9 protein-coding genes are annotated in these 18,936 nt (G+C 70.8%); 7 read left to right on the top strand and 2 right to left on the bottom strand.

Annotated elements, in window-relative coordinates; genetic code table 11:
* Window positions 1-20: 20 nt before the first annotated feature.
* The gene (locus WMF28_RS15480) at window positions 21-923 is read right to left on the bottom strand and encodes a helix-turn-helix transcriptional regulator (protein WP_437603006.1); all 903 of its coding nucleotides are present in this window, start codon (window positions 921-923) and stop codon (window positions 21-23) included.
* Window positions 924-1,018: 95 nt separating this feature from the next.
* Window positions 1,019-1,816 carry an integrase gene (locus WMF28_RS15485; protein ID WP_437603007.1) on the bottom strand — a complete coding sequence of 266 codons (798 nt, stop codon included), beginning with the start codon at window positions 1,814-1,816 and terminating at the stop codon, window positions 1,019-1,021.
* A 714-nt stretch (window positions 1,817-2,530) separates the two neighbouring features.
* Here WMF28_RS15485 and WMF28_RS15490 point away from each other — a divergent pair.
* The 7 genes from WMF28_RS15490 to drmD all read left to right on the top strand — a co-directional run bounded on the left by WMF28_RS15490 (window position 2,531) and on the right by drmD (window position 18,927).
* Window positions 2,531-3,919, top strand: a complete 1,389-nt coding sequence (locus WMF28_RS15490; protein ID WP_437603008.1) for a hypothetical protein — start codon at window positions 2,531-2,533, stop codon at window positions 3,917-3,919.
* A gap of 2 nt (window positions 3,920-3,921) precedes the next feature.
* On the top strand, window positions 3,922-5,196 hold the full coding sequence (locus WMF28_RS15495) for a hypothetical protein (RefSeq protein ID WP_437603009.1): 1,275 nt from the start codon (window positions 3,922-3,924) through the stop codon (window positions 5,194-5,196).
* Between the two features lie 75 nt (window positions 5,197-5,271).
* Window positions 5,272-8,367, top strand: a complete 3,096-nt coding sequence (locus WMF28_RS15500) for a DUF3427 domain-containing protein (protein WP_437603010.1) — start codon at window positions 5,272-5,274, stop codon at window positions 8,365-8,367.
* A gap of 261 nt (window positions 8,368-8,628) precedes the next feature.
* Entirely contained in the window at window positions 8,629-11,418 is a 2,790-nt protein-coding gene (locus tag WMF28_RS15505) for a hypothetical protein (protein ID WP_437603011.1), read from the top strand.
* Entirely contained in the window at window positions 11,415-13,763 is a 2,349-nt protein-coding gene (locus WMF28_RS15510) for a glycosyltransferase (protein ID WP_437603012.1), read from the top strand. The genes WMF28_RS15505 and WMF28_RS15510 overlap by 4 nt, the downstream gene beginning before the upstream one ends.
* Window positions 13,760-14,554 carry a WG repeat-containing protein gene (locus tag WMF28_RS15515; protein ID WP_437603013.1) on the top strand — a complete coding sequence of 265 codons (795 nt, stop codon included), beginning with the start codon at window positions 13,760-13,762 and terminating at the stop codon, window positions 14,552-14,554. The genes WMF28_RS15510 and WMF28_RS15515 overlap by 4 nt, the downstream gene beginning before the upstream one ends.
* A gap of 851 nt (window positions 14,555-15,405) precedes the next feature.
* A complete protein-coding gene (drmD, locus tag WMF28_RS15520) occupies window positions 15,406-18,927 on the top strand; it encodes a DISARM system SNF2-like helicase DrmD (RefSeq protein WP_437603014.1) in 3,522 nt (1,173 codons plus the stop codon).
* The last annotated feature ends 9 nt before the right edge of the window (window positions 18,928-18,936 follow it).

Consider the following 18,936-nt stretch of genomic DNA (forward strand, 5'->3'; position numbering starts at 1 on the left):
CAAGGGGCAGCCGTCCGCCGTCATCGCGGCGGCCGCTGCCTGCCCACACCGGGCAGCGTGGCGTTGAGCGGGGAGCGGTCGAGGTCGTCCCAGGCGTCGCCGATCTCGGGAAGCGTGTCCTGGCGCTGTATCGGACGGTCCGCGCGTCCGGCGTCGGGCGCTGCGCGCGCCGGCCTGAGCTCGGGTCTGGAGGCGGTCAACCGTGGGGAACGCGGCCTCGGCGGCGGAGGCAGGGCGCCACGCTGGCTCGACACGACGAGCTCCGGATGCGCGGTAGCCGGCGCAGGGATCTCGGCGGGTGCAGAGGGGGCGGGCTCGCGCCCCACGACAAGGGGCGCCGGGGCGAAGCCCGGCGCCGGCACGCGCGCCGGATGCCTCCGCGCCCGCGTCGCCTGATCGACCAGGAGCAGCAACGTCTCGTCCGTCTCCGTCCGGTACTCGTCGTGCAGGCGCCACAGGTACTCCCAGTACCGCGCGGGCGCGCCGGTGAAGCGCTCCAGGCTCCGCGCGAGGCCCGGCGTGATCGGGAGCTCGTTCTTCAGGAGCCTCTCCACCTCCTCGGATCTCAATCCGGCGGATCGGGCGAGGTCTCGCTTCCAGTCGGCGTTCCACGAGCACAGGCTCTCCAGGATCCCGCCAGGGGACGGGACCAGCCGCTCACGAAACTCCGTCGCCTCCGCGACGATGGCGTCGATGTGACAGCCGAGGAGGCGGCGATATCGTTCGATCTCGTGAAGCTCCCAGTTCTTGTGGGTGGTCAGGGTCTTGACGGCCGCATCGCGCGCCCGTTCGGCGGCTGCGCGCAGGCCGCGCTCCACCCCGAGCGCCTCCCGCGCCGCGAGCGCCAGGCCGAAGGCAACACAGGCGATGATCGCCAGCCCGACCGGCGACAGAGGAGCCATCGTGTGAAGTAAACGTTCCATGAGGTGATCTCCAGAGGACAGAGCACGACCCGCCCGGCAGCCCAGCAGGGGCGCCCGTCACTGTCGGAACCAGGCACGGCGCGAGCGCCGTGATGTCAGAGAAGCCGTCGCTCGTCTGGCGGGCCCACGTGGAGCGAATCGGCGCTGATGCCCTTGATCATCAAGCCCGCCTCGCGGGCCCTGGCCTGCACGATCAAGCCGACGGCGCGATCCGACAGGCGGTCGCCGAGCTGGCCCCAGCGGTTGATCCCGACGAACAGCGGGCCATGTGCAGGCAGCGCAGCAGCGTCGAGCCACGCGCGCACGGCGCGCACGGGACAGGTGATGGGGTGGCAGCCACGCGGCAGGAGGATCCGCCGCGCCGGCACGACGAGCTCGATCTCGTCCGCAGCAATGCGCACGTCGGCGACGTTCAGGCGGACGAGGTCCGCGCGCCGGAGCCTGGCGGCGTAACCCACGAGAAGGAGCGCGCGATCGCGCAGATCCACGAGGTCGTCGTCGATCGAGGCGATGATCTGGCGGACCTGCTCGGCCGTCAGCGGGGCCGCTTGCTGTTGCTCGTGAGCGCCGCCGGCGACGAGGCGACGCCGCCACGCGATGACGATGGGGGAGCTCGTCGGCGGAGCGTGGCCGGAGAGCTCGTGCGCCTTGGCGATTGCCTGGCCAGCGGCCTTGATCGTCGACGGCGCCAGACGCTCACGCGCGAGCGACGCGAGATAGACGACGACCAGGCGCGGCCGGGCAGGGAGGGGGAGGGAGCGGCGCGCGGCGCACCAGGCCACGAACTGGCGCCACTGCGCCCCGTAGAGCCGGCGGGTGTTGTCGGGCAGATCGGCGTCGTCGAACAGGCGTAGAAGCTCGGCGCATCTCCTCACGACTTCGCTGCTGTTCATGGTCGACGATCGCATGAGGCGGACGTGGTCCTCGGCGCATGGCCCACCCATCCATCCCAGAGCCACGCTCGGGATCCTGGACGCCGCCTGCGTTTGTGGGCCGAGAATGGATCGATATCGGAAGTCATGCAAGAGGTATCGGAAGTCATCGCGACGGAAGTGGACCCCGGCGTCGAGCTGACCGGCATGCGCGTCGAGGCACACGGCCGCGCTGGGCCGGCGGGTCAGAGGAGGCGTCGCTCGTCAGGCGAGCCCACGTGGAGTGAGTCCGCGCTGATCCCTTCATCGAGAGATCGGCTCGTCCTCCATCGACGTGGCCATCCGGCGAACGTGCTCGGCCGTCAGCGGGGCCGTCGGCTGTTCAGCGTGACATGGTTGGATTTGGCGAGCGCATGAGTGAGACGGACGTTGTGTGCTGCGCGCCGAGGCAGCCACTCCAGAGCTACCCGTGGCGGTGCTGGGGCCTGTCGGCTCGTCTGGTCGGACGATGGATCGCGAGAGGACGCCACACCACGAGCTTGATGCTGTCCCACCCTCTTGCGACGGAGCGTTGACAAGCGCGGGCGTTCCCGCCGAACCTGACAGTGACGAATGGGACGCCGTGGCCCTCGACTCTTCCCTCGTGCGCGTCTTCCACGAGGAGGCGGGCGGGGTGGTGGATCTGCCGGAGCGGTCGCGATCCTGGTCGCGATCGCGATAGCGTTCAGCCTGTACGTGCTCGCGGCGATCCTGGCGGCGATCGGCGCGGTGCTCGCAACGCCGTACCCGTGGGTCGCGCTGGTGCTCGTCGGCACAGGTTATATCGTTTACCGCGAGCGCCTCGCGCGGCTCGGGCGGGCGGGATCGGGGGGCGGCCGCCCGCTCGCGGTGCTCGCGGTGCTCGCGGCGCTGACCGGCGTTGTTGCGCTGATCCTGTTCGCGCTCGTGATGGTGCTGAGGATCCCCGCCGTCTGGATCCTCCTCGGGGTCGGCGGCGTCGGCTACGCGATCTACCGAGTGGCGCGGCGGTTCCGGCGCGAGCGCCTGGAAGTGCTGTTCCTCGACACGGTGGCGGCCCGCCACGCGTCGGATCCCAGGGCTGTCGAGCTGCTCGGCGCGCTCGAGCACCGCGGAAGGCACGAGGCCGACGCGTGGCTGCTCGTCGCAGCCGACGCCGCGAGCCGCGCACGATATCAGGATGCCCTCGCGGCCTTGGAGCGGGCCGCTGCGCGAGTCCATGGCATCGGTCGGCTCTCGTCGGGCATTGCGCTGGCCTTCCCCGGGCTGCCTGCGCCGCTGTCGTTCCGCCCGGAGGGCGGGGGAGCCGGCAGCGTGGAGGTCGCGCTGGCCCAGATGCATGTGCTCGCCGGGGCTCCGCGCGAGGCGCTCGGTGCCCTCAAGCTCTCCATCGCCGATCCCGCCTATCCCTTGGGCGTGTGCGCGCTGGCGGATGCGCACGTCGCGCTGGGCGAGATCGACCAGGCAACGATGGCGCTGAAGCAAGCTGCGGATGCTCCGAACTGTGCCCCCGAGCTGTCGCGCAGCCTGCGTTACAAGCTGGCGCGGTTGCTGGAAGATCACGAGTCCCGCTCCGCCGCCGTGCGGGAATACAAGGCGTTGCTCGCTCAGGGCGGCCAAGAGGACGCGGCCGAGCGCCTCCGGGCGCTGCGGGCAGAGATCAAGCAGGAGCAGCGACGCGAGGAGGAGGCGCGGAGAATCGAGGAGGAGGCGCGGAGGATCGAGCAGGCACGGAGAATCGAGGAGGCGCGCGTCGAGGAGGAGGCGCGCCGTCAGCGGGCGTTGCGGGCAGAGGAGCAGGCAACGCTCGAGCAGGCGCTCGCAAAGCTCGAGGCGGCGAGGGGACCTGCCGGACGGAGGAGCGCCGTGCGGGCCGGCCTCGACCGGCTCACGCTCCAGGAACTGCGCGATCAGCTCCTGCTGGAGGCCTCCCGGATCGAGGTCGATGCTGTCCTGGAGAAGGTGGATGGGCTCAAGACCGCGGCAGCGAAACGCCGCCACCTGCTCGCCGCGCTCGAGGCCCTCCGCGCCGACGAGATCCCGGACGACCTGCAAGCGCAGCAGATCCGATGGATCGAGGAGGCGCTCGCGGCGCTGGAGATGTGACGATGGCAGATCAGGATCCGCCCAGCACGCCGCCCGAGCCTCCCGCAGCGCCGCCCGGCCCGAGCCCGGTGCCGAGCCTGGAGGGGCTCTTCCCGCGGCCCCATCCGTCGAGCGAGACACTCTTCCTGCTGGGCGTCGCGGCCATCGTGCTCGGACCGTTCGCCGGCGTGCCGGCGATCCTGCTCGGCCGGCTCGTGCTCCGCGAGATCGCCCGCTCGGAGGGGCGATACACCGGTGAGGCCAGGGCGAGGCTCGGCTTCCGCCTCGGGTGGGCCGGGACCCAGGTCTACACGCTGCTGTTGCTCTACGTGATCGGCGCTGCCTCCGGACCCGTTGCGCTCGCCGTGCTCGGGGCAGGCGTCGTTGCCGGCCTGGCGATCGCGATTGGCGATAGCGTCGCGGGGGCTCCGCGGCCGTTCGCGGCCGCGGCACGGGCGTCGCGCCAGGCGCCGTGGGGGATCTACCCCGCTATCGCCGGCCTGCTCGGCGTGGGCCTCGCGGGCTTCCTCACGAAGCAGAGCGCCGACGAGCGTGCCCGCGTGGAGGCGCTCGCCGCCTGTCAGGAGGCGCGCCGCAGCGCGGGTGAGGCCCTGGAGGCGGCGAGCTTCGACCTGGCCCGGTCGCATCTCCGGGAGGCGCGGACCACCTGTGTCGAGGGGGCGGCGCTGCAGGAGGCCGCGCGCACGGAGGCGGATGTCGACGCGAGGGAGCGCGAGGCCATCCAGCAGCGCGCCGAGGAGGAAGCCGCCCGCAAGGCGCGCGAGCGCGTCGAGGAGGAGCGGGAGCGCGCCGAGGAGGAGCGGAGACAGGCGGAGAGGGAGCGGGCGGCCGCTGTGCGGTTCAAGGACGTCGCTCCGGCGATTGCACGTCAGGTGCAGGTCGCCTCCGCCAGGGCAACGCAGCGACGGTGGAACGATGCCCAGGCCGCGTTGAGCCAGGCGGAGCTCGCGCTGGACGAGTTCCGGGGGACCGACGTGCAGCGGTCCGAGCGCTGCGCTGCGCTCCTCGCGCAGATCGTGCGGCTGCGGCCGGATGTCGACGCGGGCGTGGAGCAGACCCGGCGGCGGCGAGAAGAGGAGGAACGGCGGCGGCAGGAGCTCAAAGCGGCGGCGGAGGAGAGACTGCAGCTGATGAAAGAGGCCGCCGAGGAGAGGCGACAGGCGAGCCTCCGGGTGCAGTGCTGCGATGGCACGCTCTCGCCGAGCTGCCTGTGCGGCCGCCCCTCGTACCGTGGCTGCTGCTCGCATCATGGAGGCGTCTGCGGTTGCCAGGATTGAGGGGAGGCGTCTATCGAGGGCCTGGCTCGTGATGCCTCTTGGACGCGCGCTGATCTGCCGTAGACTCGCTCGTTCATGACGACGAGCCGGCGCGGTCTCTACGAGATCCTGATCACGGAGGCGCTGGCCTCGGGCCTTCGCGAGCTCGACGCCAGCCTGGAAGCCCGCACCGGGGCGCTCCGCGCCGCGGAGGCCGCCGACCGCATCGCGCTGCATCTGGGTCGCATCGTGCAGCGCGCCATAGCCGGTGTTCCCGACCCAGAGCGGGTGAGCGTGGGCGTGGGTCTGGCGCGGAGGCTCCTCGCGCAGATCGACGAGGTGATCGCCGGCGCGGAGGTCCAGCCGGATGCGCCGGTGGAGCCGGGAATGGTGCTCCGGGCCATCGTGGGGCGCCAGCCGGACGGCAAGCCGGAGACGATCGCCGAGCCGCTCATCCCGCTCCTCGACACGACGCTGCTCACCAACGCGCCTGGCGAGCCCAGGGTGGGTCACCAGCTCCTGACGGAGGCGCGCTCGGCGGACCGCATCGACATCGTCATGGCGTTCGTCCGCCGGAGCGGCATCGCCCCGCTGCTCGAGGCGCTCCGCGTGCATCGTGAGGCGGGCCGCGAGCTGCGCGTGCTGACGACGACGTACACGGGCTCGACGGAGGCGTCGGCGCTCGACGCGCTCTGCAGGATCGGCGCGAGCGTAGGCGTCTCGTACGACACGGGTACGACGCGCCTGCACGCGAAGGCCTGGCTCTTTCATCGCGCGTCGGGCTTCTCGACGGCCTATATCGGCTCCTCGAACCTGACGCATACCGCGCAGACGAACGGACTCGAGTGGAATGTTCGCGTGTCCGGCGCCCGCAACCCGGATGTCGTCGCCAAGGTCGCCGCAGTCTTCGAGAGCTACTGGAACAGCGGCGATTTCGTGCCGTACGACCGCGAGGAGTTCCTCGCGCGCGTCGAGCAGGCATCGAGCGGAGCGTCCTCGGTGATGCTCAGTCCGATCGAGCTCCGCCCCGAGCCGTTCCAGGAGCGCCTGCTCGAGCAGATTGCGCTCTCCCGCGAGCGCGGGCATCACCGCAACTTGCTCGTATCGGCGACCGGAACGGGAAAGACCGTCATGGCGGCCATCGACTACGCCCGGCTCCGGGAGGCGCTGCCCCGCGCGCGCCTGCTCTTCGTCGCGCACCGCGAGGAGATCCTGGAGCAGAGCCTCGCGACCTTTCGTCATGGCCTGCGCGATCACGCCTTCGGCGAGCTGTGGGTCGGCGGCCGTCACCCGCGACGCTTCGAGCACGTGTTTGCTTCGATTCAGAGCCTCTCCGCTGCAGGGCTCGACGATCTCGATCCGCGCCATTTCGACGTGGTGATCATCGACGAGTTTCACCACGCCGCTGCGAGATCGTACCGCGCCTTGCTGGAGCACGTGCAACCCGTCGAGCTCATCGGCCTCACGGCCACCCCCGAGAGGAGCGATGGGCTTCCGCTGCTCGGCTGGTTCAATGACCGGATCGCCGCAGAGCTGCGGCTCTGGGACGCGATCGACCAGCACCGGCTCGTCCCCTTCGTGTACTACGGCATCCACGACGGGCTGGATCTGCGCGAGGTGCCCTGGCGCCGCGGGCGCGGTTACGACGTCGAGGGCCTCTCGGGGTTGCTCACGGCCAACGACGTCTGGGCCCGGCAGGTGGTGGCCCAGCTCGCCGCGCACGTCGACGATCCGCGGAAGATGCGGGCGCTCGGGTTCTGCGTCAGCATCGAGCACGCGCGGTTCATGGCGCGCGTCTTCCGCGAGGCGGGCATCGCGGCGACGGCCGTGTGGGGGGACAGCCCCGATGGCGAGCGGCGCGCGGCGCTCGCGGAGCTCGGCGCGCGGGGCGTCAACGTTGTCTTCTCGGTGGACCTGTTCAACGAGGGCATCGACGTCCCTGCGGTCGATACGCTGATCCTCCTGCGCCCGACCGATAGCCCCACGCTCTTCTTGCAGCAGCTCGGGCGTGGCCTGCGGCGCAGCGCCGGCAAGACCGCCTGCACGGTGCTCGACTTCGTGGGGCACCATCGCCGCGAATTCCGCTTCGATCGTCGCTTCGGAGCCCTGCTCGGCGGCAGCCGAAAGGAGCTAGTTCAGCAGATCGAGGGCGGGTTCCCGTTTCTGCCGGCGGGCTGCCACATGGAGCTCGACCCGAAGGCGTCGGAGCTCGTGCTCGAGAACATCCGGCAAGCCGTGCCGTCGGGGTGGACCGCCAAGATCGAGGAGCTGCGACGGCTCGCCCGCGGCGGTGGCGACGTGAGCCTCGCGCGGTTCCTGGAGGAGACCGGGCTGGAGATCGAGGACGTGGTTGCCGGACAGCGGTCGTGGTCAGACCTCCGGGCCGATGCGGGGCTTCCGTTGCTGGGCGCGGGGCCGCACGAGGAGGCGCTGCGGCGCGCGTGCGGGCGGCTGCTGCACGTCGACGATTTCGTGCGGATCGAGGCCTATCGCCGGCTGCTCGCGTCCGAGGCGTGTCCGGATCCGGGAGCGATGAGCCTCCGCGAGCGCCGACTCCTGCGCATGCTCGTCGCCACCGTGGCCGATCGCGCGATCGGCAAAGCGACCCCCCTTGCGCAGGCGTGCGCTCTCGTCTGGGCGCACCCCCAGGTGCGCGCGGAGCTCGTCGAGGTGATGGACCTGCTCGCGGACCGCGTCGACCATGTTCACCGGGCGATCGCGACCCACCCGGACGTGCCGCTGGAGGTGCACGCGCGCTACTCGCGCATCGAGATCCTGGCGGCGTTCTGGGTCGGGGGCGGCGCGAAGGTCGCGCCGTGGCAGACCGGCGTGTACTGGGCGAAGGACGCCGGGGCCGACCTGCTCGCGTTCACGCTCGACAAGACGAGCGGGCAGTTCTCGCCGACGACGCGCTACCGCGACCATGCCATCAGCCGGCAGCTGATCCACTGGGAGAGCCAGTCGAGCACCCGCGCCGAGAGCGAGACGGGGCGGCGGTATCAGCAGCACGAGGCGCTCGGCACGGCGGTGATGCTGTTCGCGCGGCTGCGCAGCGATGAGCGGGCGTTCTGGTTCCTGGGCCCGGCGAGCTATGTGCGGCACGCGTCCGAGCTGCCGATGGCGATCACGTGGAGGCTGCACCACGCGCTGCCGGGGGACCTCTTCGCCTCGTTCGCGGCGGCGGTGGCGTGATGTGGGCCTCGCCCGCTCGACGGTCGGTTCGCTCCCGCCCTCGATGAACGATGTCAGTCTGGATGAGACAAGACGCTGGGCAAGGAGGCGCTCGCCTGCACGGAGCGCGGCCTGGCAACCAGGTAAGTCACGCCGCATCGGCGATGCTCGTGATGCTCGTTCCGGCGAGCCCTCCGACGAAGCCAGAAGGTCCTTGCGCCGAGGACGGAACGCGCGAGGGGGTATTCTGCAGAGTGTGTTCCGTGCGATTCTCTCCCCGGGATGCAGCTGTTTTTGCTTCACTGTCCGGACGACGACGACTGCGCGATGGCGCTTCGCCCTCACCTCGATGAGGTGTGCCGCAAAGAGCGTGTCGAGATGCTGGGTGCCTGCATCGCCGGCGAGCACGTGGAGCGCGGGATCGAGGAGCGCCTCCGCGCGGCCACGCATGTGGTCGTCCTTGTCACTGCCCGGCTGCTCGACTGGCCCCAGTGGACCCGTGTCGTCCGTCCTGCCCTCATGGCACGGAGGCGGGCCGAGGTCTCGCTCGTGTCATGGGAAGCCTGCGTCGACGACGCGGACGAGGTACTGCGTCGCTTCGGGCCGATGCGGGAGCCGGTGGCGAGCGCCGTCGATCGCGCCGCAGCCGTCTGCGCGGCCGCACGCCGCGTCGGCGACGCGCTGCGCGCGGCTCGACTGGGCCCGAGGTATGGTGTGGCGCTTGGCGGTCTTCCTTCGCCCGAGCGAGGGATTGTGGGGCGTGAGCAGGATAAGAGGCAGCTGGACGACGCGCTCGACAATCAAGCCGTCCATGCCGTCGTCGTGATCGGCGAGGGGGGAGCTGGCAAGACGCAGCTCGTCCGGACCTGGCTCGACGGCCTGCAACCGGCCTACGGGGACGTCGACGCCGTGATCTCCTGTTCCATCGAGGATCAGGACCGCGGCGGTGGCCCCTACGGATCCGCCGCCGTGTCCGTTTTGCTCGATGCGCTCGGCGAGAAGCCCTCGGAAGACCCGCTCGAGAGCGTGAGCCGTCTCGTCCGGTGGGTGCGTGAGCGCCGCACGATCGTGGTCCTTGATGGGCTGGAACCGCTGCAGGACGACCGAGGAAGGCTGATCGACAGCCCCATCCGGATGCTCGTTCGTACTCTGGCGTCGCAGATGTACGGCGGGCTATGCGTGATCACCACGCGCCCACCCTTCGATCTCGAAGGGACCGGCGTCCGCCGCATCCAGCTCGGCCCCGTCGACCCGGCGTCCGCCATCCAGGTGCTACGGAGCCGAGACGTGCGCGGGTCCGACGAGCAGCTCGGGCGCGTGGCCGATCGCGTGGGCCGCCACGCCCTCTCGCTCGCCCTCGTGGCCGACTACCTGAGCGAGGCGCACGCTGGCGACGTCCTCGCGGCCGATCGTCTCGACCTCGGCGCTGAGGATATCGACGACGGCGGCCGGATCCAGCGTATCCTCTCCTTCTACGAAGACCGCTTGAGACCCGACGAGCGCGCGGTGCTCGGCGTCGTCGCGCTCTGCGAGCGGCCCACGGATCTCGCCACGCTCGCCGCGGTCGGCGCCCGGCCAGGTGCCTCCGGCTTCGCCGCGGTGCTCGGCGAATCACCGCCCCAGCAGCACCGGCGGATCTGCGCGCGCCTCGAGAAGACCGCGCTCCTGTTGAAGACCGAGGCGGGCGCCTGGGATCAGCACCCCCTCGTGCGTGGCTTCTGGCGACGCCGGCTGGAAGCGAGCGATCCCGCGGGGGTCCGCTCCGCGCACGAGCGCCTGTTCGAGTGGTTTCGCGACTTGCCTCCTCGCGCAAGCGACGGCACGGTCCGCCGCGAGGACCTCGATCCGCTCTATGCAGCGGTCGCACACGGCGTTCGAGCCCAGCGATGGTCCGGAGCGTTCGAGGTCTTGCACGACCGCATCCGCCAGGGAGAGCGTCACTCCAGCCTCAAGCTGCACGGCACCGTGGCGGAAGACCGGCGCGCTTTTCTCGCCTTCTTCGATCGGGACACCTTTCGGTTGCTCGGAGACCTCGCCCCCTCGCAGCGATACTGGCTCGAGAACAGCGCGGGCGTGCTCCTTCGTGCGCAAGGGGAGACCTCCGACGCCGTGCGCCTCCTCGAGCGCGCCGTGCGGACGGCGGTCGACTCGGGCCTCCCTGGGGGAGCGGCGGAGTCTGCGCGCAACCTGGCCTCTGTGCACTCGCTGAGAGGCAACCTCACCGAGGCGCTCGCGTGCGCGGAGAGCTCCGTGCGCCACGCTGACGCTTCTGGCGAGCTGCGTCCTCGCCTCAGTGCGCGGGACTTCCGCGGCTACCTCATGCACCGGCTTGGCCGGCTGCACGAGGCCCGCGCTGCCTACGAGGAAATCGAGCAGATCCGCGACCGGGAGATCGCGGGCCAAGCGGGTGTGGCGCACTACCCGTTCGCGAACCACGCCGTGCTGCTGCTCGATCTTGATGAGGTGGATCTCGCCCACGAACGCGCAACGCGGGCCCTCCGACTGATCTGTGGTGACGATCCCGACGCCGCCTCGCTGCTGAACCGCGGCCTGTCGACGCGTGTGCTCGCCCGGACGCTCGTCGCGCGGGCGCGGCCGGACGAGGCGAGCCAGCTGTTCGAAGAGGCCGTGTCGCTCGTCCGAGATTCCGGGCGATGGGACCACCTCGCGTCGTGTCTCATCGATTGTGCGTGGTTCTGGGCAGCCCGGGATGTCCACAGGGCCCGGAGGCATCTCGACGAGGCCCGCCAGATCTGGGAAGGTCGTGGTTTCCGCCTCAGCGAGGCCGGCGCGGCGCTCACCGCGACCCGTGTGGCTCTCGTCGAGAACAGGCTGGCCGAGGCCACCGAGCAGCTCGATACCGCCGAGGCGCTCCTGTGCGAGATGCGTTACCGCGTCCGCCTCCCGTGGGTCCATGTCTTTCGCGCGCAGCTCTGCGCCCTGCGGGGTGACCACGCCGGCGCGCGCCGGCAGGCGGACCTGGCCCGCCAGAAAGCGAGCGCGATGGGGCTGAAGAGGCGCGAACTCTGGCGAGAGCTGGACGCCTGGAGCGGTGCCAAGGAGAGCTCATGAAGATCCTGCAGGTCATCCACGGCTACCCGATGCGCTACAACGCGGGCTCGGAGGTCTACACGCAGACGCTCTGTCACGGGCTCGCCGGCCGCCACGAGGTCCACGTCTTCACGCGCGAGGAGGACCCGTTTGCGCTGGATTATGCGCTCCGCCACGAGAAGGACAGCGACGATCCGCGCATCTCGCTCCACCTCGTCAACATGCCGCGCGCTCGAGACGGCTACCGGCACGCCGGCGTCGACCAGCGCTTCGCCGAGCTTTGCGACCGGCTCCGGCCCGACGTGGTCCATATCGGTCACCTCAACCACCTCTCGACCTCGCTCGTCGTCGAGGCCGCCGGGCGAGGGATCCCCATCGTGTACACGCTGCACGACTACTGGGTGATGTGCCCGCGCGGGCAGCTCATGCAGACGCACCCAGCGAACCCTGACGATCTGTGGGCGGCGTGCGATGGCCAGGAGGACCGGAAGTGCGCCGAACGCTGCTACGCGCGCTTCTTCTCCGGGGCGCCGGGCGAGCGCGAGCAGGACGTGGCCTACTGGACCGACTGGGTAGCGCGCCGGATGCGTCACGTGCGCGAGATGACCGATCTCGTGGACCTGTTCATCGCGCCCGCGCGCTACCTGGAGCACCGGTACCGCCAGGCATTCGGGCTGCCCGAGCGCAAGCTGGTCTACCTGGACTATGGCTTCGACCTCTCCCGCCTCGGCGCGCGCGCCCGAGCGCCCGGGGAGCCGTTCACCTTCGGGTACATCGGGACGCACATCCCCGCGAAAGGGATCCACCAGCTGATCGAGGCCTTTGGCCGGGTGAGGGGAGACGCTCGGCTCCGCATCTGGGGCCGGCCGCGCGGGCAGGACACCGAGGCGCTCCGCGCGATCGCGCGACGACTACCGGGCGACGCGGCCGCTCGCGTGGAGTGGCTGCCCGAGTACCGCAACCAGGATATCGTGCGCGACGTCTTCGACAGGGTCGACTGCATCGTCGTGCCATCGATCTGGGTCGAGAACTCGCCGCTCGTCATCCACGAGGCGCTCCAGGCGCGCGTGCCGGTGATCACCGCGAACGCCGGCGGCATGGCCGAGTACGTGCACCACGAGGTCAACGGCCTCCTCTTCGAGCACCGCGATCCTGCCTCGATGGCGCGCCAGATGCAGCGCCTCGCCGACGATCCCGCGCTCGCCCGCCGCCTGGGTCAGCGCGGATACGCGCAGTCCGAGTCGGGGCACGTCCCCGACCTCGCCGGCCATCTCGAGGCGATGGAGCGCATCTACGCCGACGTCATCGCCCGTCGAGACGCCGCCCGGATCGAGCCCGGCGAGGGGCCATGGCGCATCACGTTCGACACGAACCCGGACACCTGCAATCTCCGCTGCATCATGTGCGAGGAGCACTCGCCCCACAGCCCTCTCCAGGAGGCGCGCAAGGCCGCTGGAAAGCCGCGCCGGCTGATGCCGATCGAGCTCGTGCGCCGCGTGATCGCCGAGGCGGCCGGCCACGGGCTCCGCGAGGTGATCCCTTCCACCATGGGCGAGCCGCTCCTGTACGAGCACTTCGATGAGATCGCCGACCTGTGCCGGGAGCACGGGGTCAAGCTCAACCTGACCACGAACGGCACCTTCCCGCGACGGGGCGCCCGGGAGTGGGCCGAACGGCTCGTGCCGATCACCTCCGACGTGAAGATCTCCTGGAACGGGGCCACCCGGCAGACCCACGAGCTGATCATGCTCGGCTCCCGCTGGGAGGCCGTGCTCGAGAACGTGCAGGCGTTCATCGCTGTCCGCGATGCGCACGCCGCGGCCGGCGGCAACCGTTGCAGGGTGACGTTCCAGCTCACGTTCCTGGAGACGAACGTCGCCGAGCTCGCTGACATCGTGCGGCTCGCCGTCCGCCTCGGCGTGGATCGCGTCAAGGGGCACCACCTGTGGGCGCACTTCGAGGAGATCGCGCCGCTCTCCATGCGCCGCGATGCCGGGGCGATCCAGCGCTGGAACGACGCGGTGCTGGCCGCGCGAGAGGCGGCGGCGGAGCGGGCCTTGCCGAACGGTAAGCACGTGCTGCTCGAGAACATCTTCCTGCTCGACGAGTCTGCGCCCGAGGACGTGGCTCCGGGCGGCCGCTGCCCGTTCCTCGGTCAGGAGGCATGGGTCAGCGCCGAGGGGCGCTTCGATCCGTGCTGCGCCCCCGACGCGCAGCGCAGGATGCTCGGCGATTTCGGCGATCTCCACGAGGCCGGGCTGATGGAGAGCTGGAACGGAGAACCTTACCAGCGGCTGCTCAAGTCGTACCGGAGCCGTGCGCTTTGCCTGGGCTGCAACATGCGGCGGCCGGCGGAGGAGCCATGAACGACTGGCGACGTGCCCGGGTCGCCCCGGAGCGGACGCACCACGTGGTGGACGGCGAGCCGCTGTACGCGACACGCTTCGAGGAGGTGCTCGCGTTCCACGCCCCGGGCATCGCCCCCGTTCGGTGCGGGAGCGAGGCGTGGCACATCGATGGTCGCGGGGCGCCCGCCTACACACGGAGTTTCCAGCGGACCTTCGGGTTCTACGAAGGGCGCGCTGCCGTCTCGGCTTCCGAGGGCTGGCATCACATCCTGCCGGATGGCGCCGAGCTCTATCCAGAGCGGTACTCCTGGTGCGGCAACTACCAGGACGGCCGGTGCGTGGTCCGCGACAGCGAGGGACTCTATGGCCACATCGATCAGGCCGGGCGTCCCGTGTACGCGGCGCGGTGGCGCTACGCGGGCGATTACCGCGACGGCGCCGCGGTCGCGCAGGGCGAGGATGGCCGCTCCACGCATATCGATGCAGGCGGCGAGCTCGTTCACGGTCGCCGTTATCTCGACCTGGACGTGTTCCACAAGGGCTTTGCGCGCGCCCGCGATGAGCGGGGGTGGATGCACGTGGATGGCCGCGGGCAGCCTGCGTATGCTCAGCGGTTCGCGATGGCGGAGCCGTTCTACAATGGCCAGGCGCGGGTCGAGCGCTTCGATGGATCCCTGGAGATCATCGATGAGGCTGGGCGCACGATGGCCGTGCTGCGAGCCGCCTCGCGGAGCGAGCTCGAGGCGCTCTCTGCCTCTGCCGGGTTGAACACCTGCGCTGCGCGCCGACCCTCCACTGACGCTCTCTGACGCGGCGATCGAGTACGCGGGACCGCTGCGCTGCCGCTGGCGCGAGCTGCCACGCGCGCTCCGGTCAGCCACGTGGAGGCCGGACGAACCGGCGAGAACGCCGAGCGCGCTCGTCGCGCGGCCGCGCAACGCGGCCACACCGGCGCGCCGAGAAGGAGGGTGAGGGGGTCCCGAGGCGGGGCGAACGCAGTGGATTGCGGTCCGGAGGGGGTCCCGAGGCGGGGCGAACGCAGTGGATTGCGGTCCGGAGGGGGTCCCGAGGCGGGACGAACGCAGTGGATTGCGGTTCGGAGGGGTCCGGACCCCCCATCTGGCACAAAAACGGGCGCTTCCGAGGGGGGGGTGGCGCAGATCTGCGCAATTTCGGACGCTGTTTGGCACAGAAATCCCCCCGAAAGACAGTCCGTGGCACGTTCCGGAGGGGTCCGGGACCCGGTGTGCCGCAATGCATTGCGTTTGTGCCGGTGCCGGACCCCCCTCGCTTGGCACAGGATCGAGCCGTTTGGCACGTCCCAGGCCGGTGCGCCGCTTCGTGCGCGATGGCCCCAGATCTCATGGGCACACTCGGCGCTGCTCCTCCGTAGCCGCCAGCACGAACTGCTGTCGCTTGTGCTCTTTCCTGGTCCAGGCCGAGGGCAAGATCGAGGAGGAGGTCGTGCGACCCTCGCGCGCGCCGGGTGGGCACAGTCGACAGAACAAATCTTCACCGTGTCGTTGTCGAGGCGTACCTTGCCGTGCACCCCCAGCTCCACGCGGCGCGTGTCACCCCGATGTCGATGTCCGTTTCCTCGCCCCCAGTTTCCTCGCCCTCCGTTCGCACTCTCCTCGAGTCGCTGCCCTCGCGGGGGCGCTTGATCGAGCTCGCGCGCCACGTCGGCGTCTTCGTGCCTCAGCGTGGCACGAGGGCCGAGCTGGTCACCGCCCTGGCCCGCTCCGAGCAGGTCCGCATGCGCTCCGTGGTCGAATGGATGGGCCGCGACGAGCTTCGCGCCGCCTGCCAGGCCCACGGCCTGGACGCTTCCAGCCGCGCGCGCCAGGCGCTCGCGGAGCGCCTCCTCCACGCCCTCGGCGACCGCAAGAGCGCCCCGCCGACGGGCCTGTTCGGCGCCCACGCCGCCCCGCGCCTCTCGCCCGTGAAGGGCGACATCGCGCTCGTCCGGCAGCGCCAGTACCTCGTCGAGGACGTCGTCACGCCCGAAGCTCCGAACGAGGCCACCCGCGTCGACCTCGTCTGCCTCGACGACGATGCGCAGGGCGTTCGCCTCTCGGTCCTCTGGGAGATCGAGCTCGGCGCGAAGGTCTTGCAGCCCGAGGCCGAGGGCCTCGGCGCGGTCGCCTCGCTCGACCCCCCGCGCCGCTTCGCCGCCTACTTCCACGCCCTCAAGTGGAGCAGCGTCACGGCCACGCGCGCCGATCTCTTCCAGGCGCCTTTCCGGGCCGGCATCAAGCTCCTCGACCACCAGCTCACGCCTCTCAAGAAAGCCCTCGAGCTCCCCCGCGCGAACCTCTTCATCGCCGACGACGTGGGCCTCGGCAAGACCATCGAGGCCGGGCTCGTGATGCAGGAGCTCCAGCTCCGGCAGCGCGTGGACTTCGTCCTCGTCGTCTGCCCGGCCTCCCTCTGCCTCCAGTGGCGCGGCGAGATGGAGAAGCGCTTCGGCCAGCGCTTCGAGGTCATGGGGCGCGAGCTCGTCGCCCGCCGCCGGCGCGAGCGCGGCTTCGGCGTCAACACCTGGAGCACGCACAACCGGTTCATCGTCTCCTACCAGACGCTCCGCCGCCCCGAGTACCGCGAGCCGCTGCTCGCCCACCTCGGCACGCGCATGAAGAAGAGCCTGCTCGTGCTCGACGAGGCCCACACCGCAGCGCCCGCCTCGGCGAGCCTGTACGCCGTCGACTCCCACGTCACGACCCTGATCCGCGACGAGCTCGGCCCGCGGTTCGAGAACCGCCTCTTCCTCTCGGCGACGCCGCACAACGGCCACTCGAACAGCTTCAGCGCCCTCATGGCCATGCTCGACCCCCAGCGCTTCACGCGCGGCGTGCCCATCCAGGCGGGATCGAAGGCGCTCTCCGCCGTGATGGTCCGCAGGCTCAAGCGCGACCTCCAGGCGCTCGGCAAGAGCGATTTCCCCCTCCGGAGCGTCGTCCGGATCGCGCTCGAGCGCGAGGGCGACGGCTTTCGGGCGCGGTACTTCGAGGCCGAGGCCGGGAAGAGCGAGGAGCTCGCCGCCGAGATCTCCCTCGGCCCCGTGGGCACGCCCGAGCTCGAGCTCTCGCGCCTGCTCGCCGAGTACTCCGAGAAGATGAAGCCCAGGCGCGGCCGCGGGCAGCTCGTCTTCATCAACCTCCAGAAGCGGCTGCTCTCGAGCGTCGAGGCGTTCCACCGGACCCTGAATGCGCACGCGGCGCGCGTCGAGGAGGGAACGGCGAGCGCCGAGCCCCGATCCGCATCGAGGGTGGCACGCCGGCGCCCCGAGGAAGACGACGACGCGTACGGCGTCGACGACGAGCAACGCGACGAGGAGGACGCCGCCGAGGTCGCCTCGGCGTCGGCCGCGCTCTCGTCCCCGGAGGGGCGCGCCCGCGAGCTCCTCCAGCGCATGCTCGACCTCTCCCGCCAGCATCGCCATCGGCCCGATGCCAAGGTCGTGGCCCTCCTCCACTGGCTCCGCGCAGAGCTCTGCCCGGGGGTCAGCGTCTCGGGTGGGGGCAAGCGCGCGAGCGGCGCGTGGAGCGAGCGTCGGGTGATCCTCTTCACCGAGTACGGCGACACAATGCGTTACCTCCAGAAGACCCTCGGCGCCGCCATCGAGGCCACGGATCGCGGTGACGAGCGCATCGCGATCTTCCACGGCGGCATGGGCGACGAGGTGCGGGAGGAGCTGCAGCGGGCGTTCAACGGCGATCCGAAGGAGCACCCGGTGCGCATCCTCATCGCCACCGACGCCGCGCGCGAGGGCCTGAACCTCCAGAACCACTGCGCCGATCTCTTCCATGTCGACGTGCCGTGGAACCCGGCCCGCATGGAGCAGCGCAACGGCCGCATCGATCGCACGCTCCAGCCTTCGAGCAAGGTCCGCTGCCATTACTTCGTCTACCCCGAGCGCGTCGAGGACGCCGTGCTCGAGAAGCTCGTTGGCAAGATCGAGACGATCCAGACCGAGCTCGGGAGCCTCGGCGAGGTCGTCATGGACCGCATCGAGCGGACCCTCAGCCGCGGCATCGACAGGGGCACCGCGGCCGCGCTCGACGAGGCGGAGCGGCTCCCCGACCAGGCCGAGACGACCCGGCGGGAGCTCGAGAGCCAGCGCGTCGACACGGCCGCGCTGAAGAAGGAGATCGACGAGGCCCGCCGCATCCTCGGCCGGTCCCGCAAGGTCATGGACTTCCGGGAAGAGCTCTTGCACGACGCCATCGACGTCGGCCTCGAGCTCGCCGGGGCCGCGCCCCTCGCGCCGCTCCCCGAGAAGGTCGAGGGGCAGCAGGCCTTCGCGCTGCCGCCGCTGCCGGCGAGCTGGGGCCGCACCCTCGACAGCCTCCGCCGCCCCCGCCACCGGGACGAGCCCGAGTGGGAGTGGCGCAAGCTCTCCCCGCAGCCGGTCGTCTTCAAGGCGCTCGACCGCATGGGCGAGGAGCGCGTCCACCTGCACCTCGAGCACCCGTTCGTGCAGCGCATCCTCTCGCGCTTCCTGGCCCAGGGCTTCGGTGCCCAGGATCTCTCGCGCGTGACGGTCGTCCCGGATGATCGCTCGGGCGAGCCGCGGGTCATCGCCCTGGGACGCCTCTCGCTCTTCGGTCCCGGGGCCGCGCGCCTGCACGACGAGCTCATCGCCGTCGCCGCGCCCTTCCGCGAGAGCGGCGAGGGCGACCACCTGAAACCGATGGGCACCGACGAGGATCGTCAGGCCGTCGCCCACCTCGAGGAGCTGCTCACGCGCGTCGCCAGCCTGCCGGCCGTCCCGGAGCGCCTCCGCGAGCGCCTGGCGACGACGGCAGCCGCGCACTTCGGCGTGCTCTGGCGGCATGTGCAGGACGAAGCCGATGGCCGAGCGCACGAGGCCGCGCAGCTCCTGCAGGCCCGGGGCGCGAAGGAGGCCGAGGATCTCCGGCAGATCTTGAAGGACCAGCGCGTCGAGATCGAGAAGCAGCTCAGCGTCCAGCTCGGGCTCTTCGACCACCTCGAGGACGAGACCATGAAGCCGCAGCGCGAGCAGCTCGACAGCGAACGACAGGACATGAAGAAGCGCCTCGCCAGCATCGAGGACGAGATCCGCGACGAGCCGGCGGACCTCGAAGCGCTCTACCACGTGAGCCTGAAGCGGCTCTCGCCGGTCGGGCTCGTGTACCTCTGGCCGACGACGAGCCTCTAGGGACAACCA

It is taken from the genome of Sorangium sp. So ce590, assembly GCF_051521365.1.
Classification (GTDB): domain Bacteria; phylum Myxococcota_A; class Polyangia; order Polyangiales; family Polyangiaceae; genus Sorangium.

What these genes read in the sequence shown, in the direction of transcription:
- WMF28_RS15480 (WP_437603006.1), bottom strand. Translation starts at nt 923, where the DNA reads ATGGAACGTTTACTTCACACGATGGCTCCTCTGTCGCCGGTCGGGCTG.
- WMF28_RS15485 (WP_437603007.1), bottom strand. Translation starts at nt 1,816, where the DNA reads ATGAACAGCAGCGAAGTCGTGAGGAGATGCGCCGAGCTTCTACGCCTG.
- WMF28_RS15495 (WP_437603009.1), top strand. Translation starts at nt 3,922, where the DNA reads ATGGCAGATCAGGATCCGCCCAGCACGCCGCCCGAGCCTCCCGCAGCG.
- WMF28_RS15500 (WP_437603010.1), top strand. Translation starts at nt 5,272, where the DNA reads ATGACGACGAGCCGGCGCGGTCTCTACGAGATCCTGATCACGGAGGCG.
- WMF28_RS15505 (WP_437603011.1), top strand. Translation starts at nt 8,629, where the DNA reads ATGCAGCTGTTTTTGCTTCACTGTCCGGACGACGACGACTGCGCGATG.
- WMF28_RS15510 (WP_437603012.1), top strand. Translation starts at nt 11,415, where the DNA reads ATGAAGATCCTGCAGGTCATCCACGGCTACCCGATGCGCTACAACGCG.
- WMF28_RS15515 (WP_437603013.1), top strand. Translation starts at nt 13,760, where the DNA reads ATGAACGACTGGCGACGTGCCCGGGTCGCCCCGGAGCGGACGCACCAC.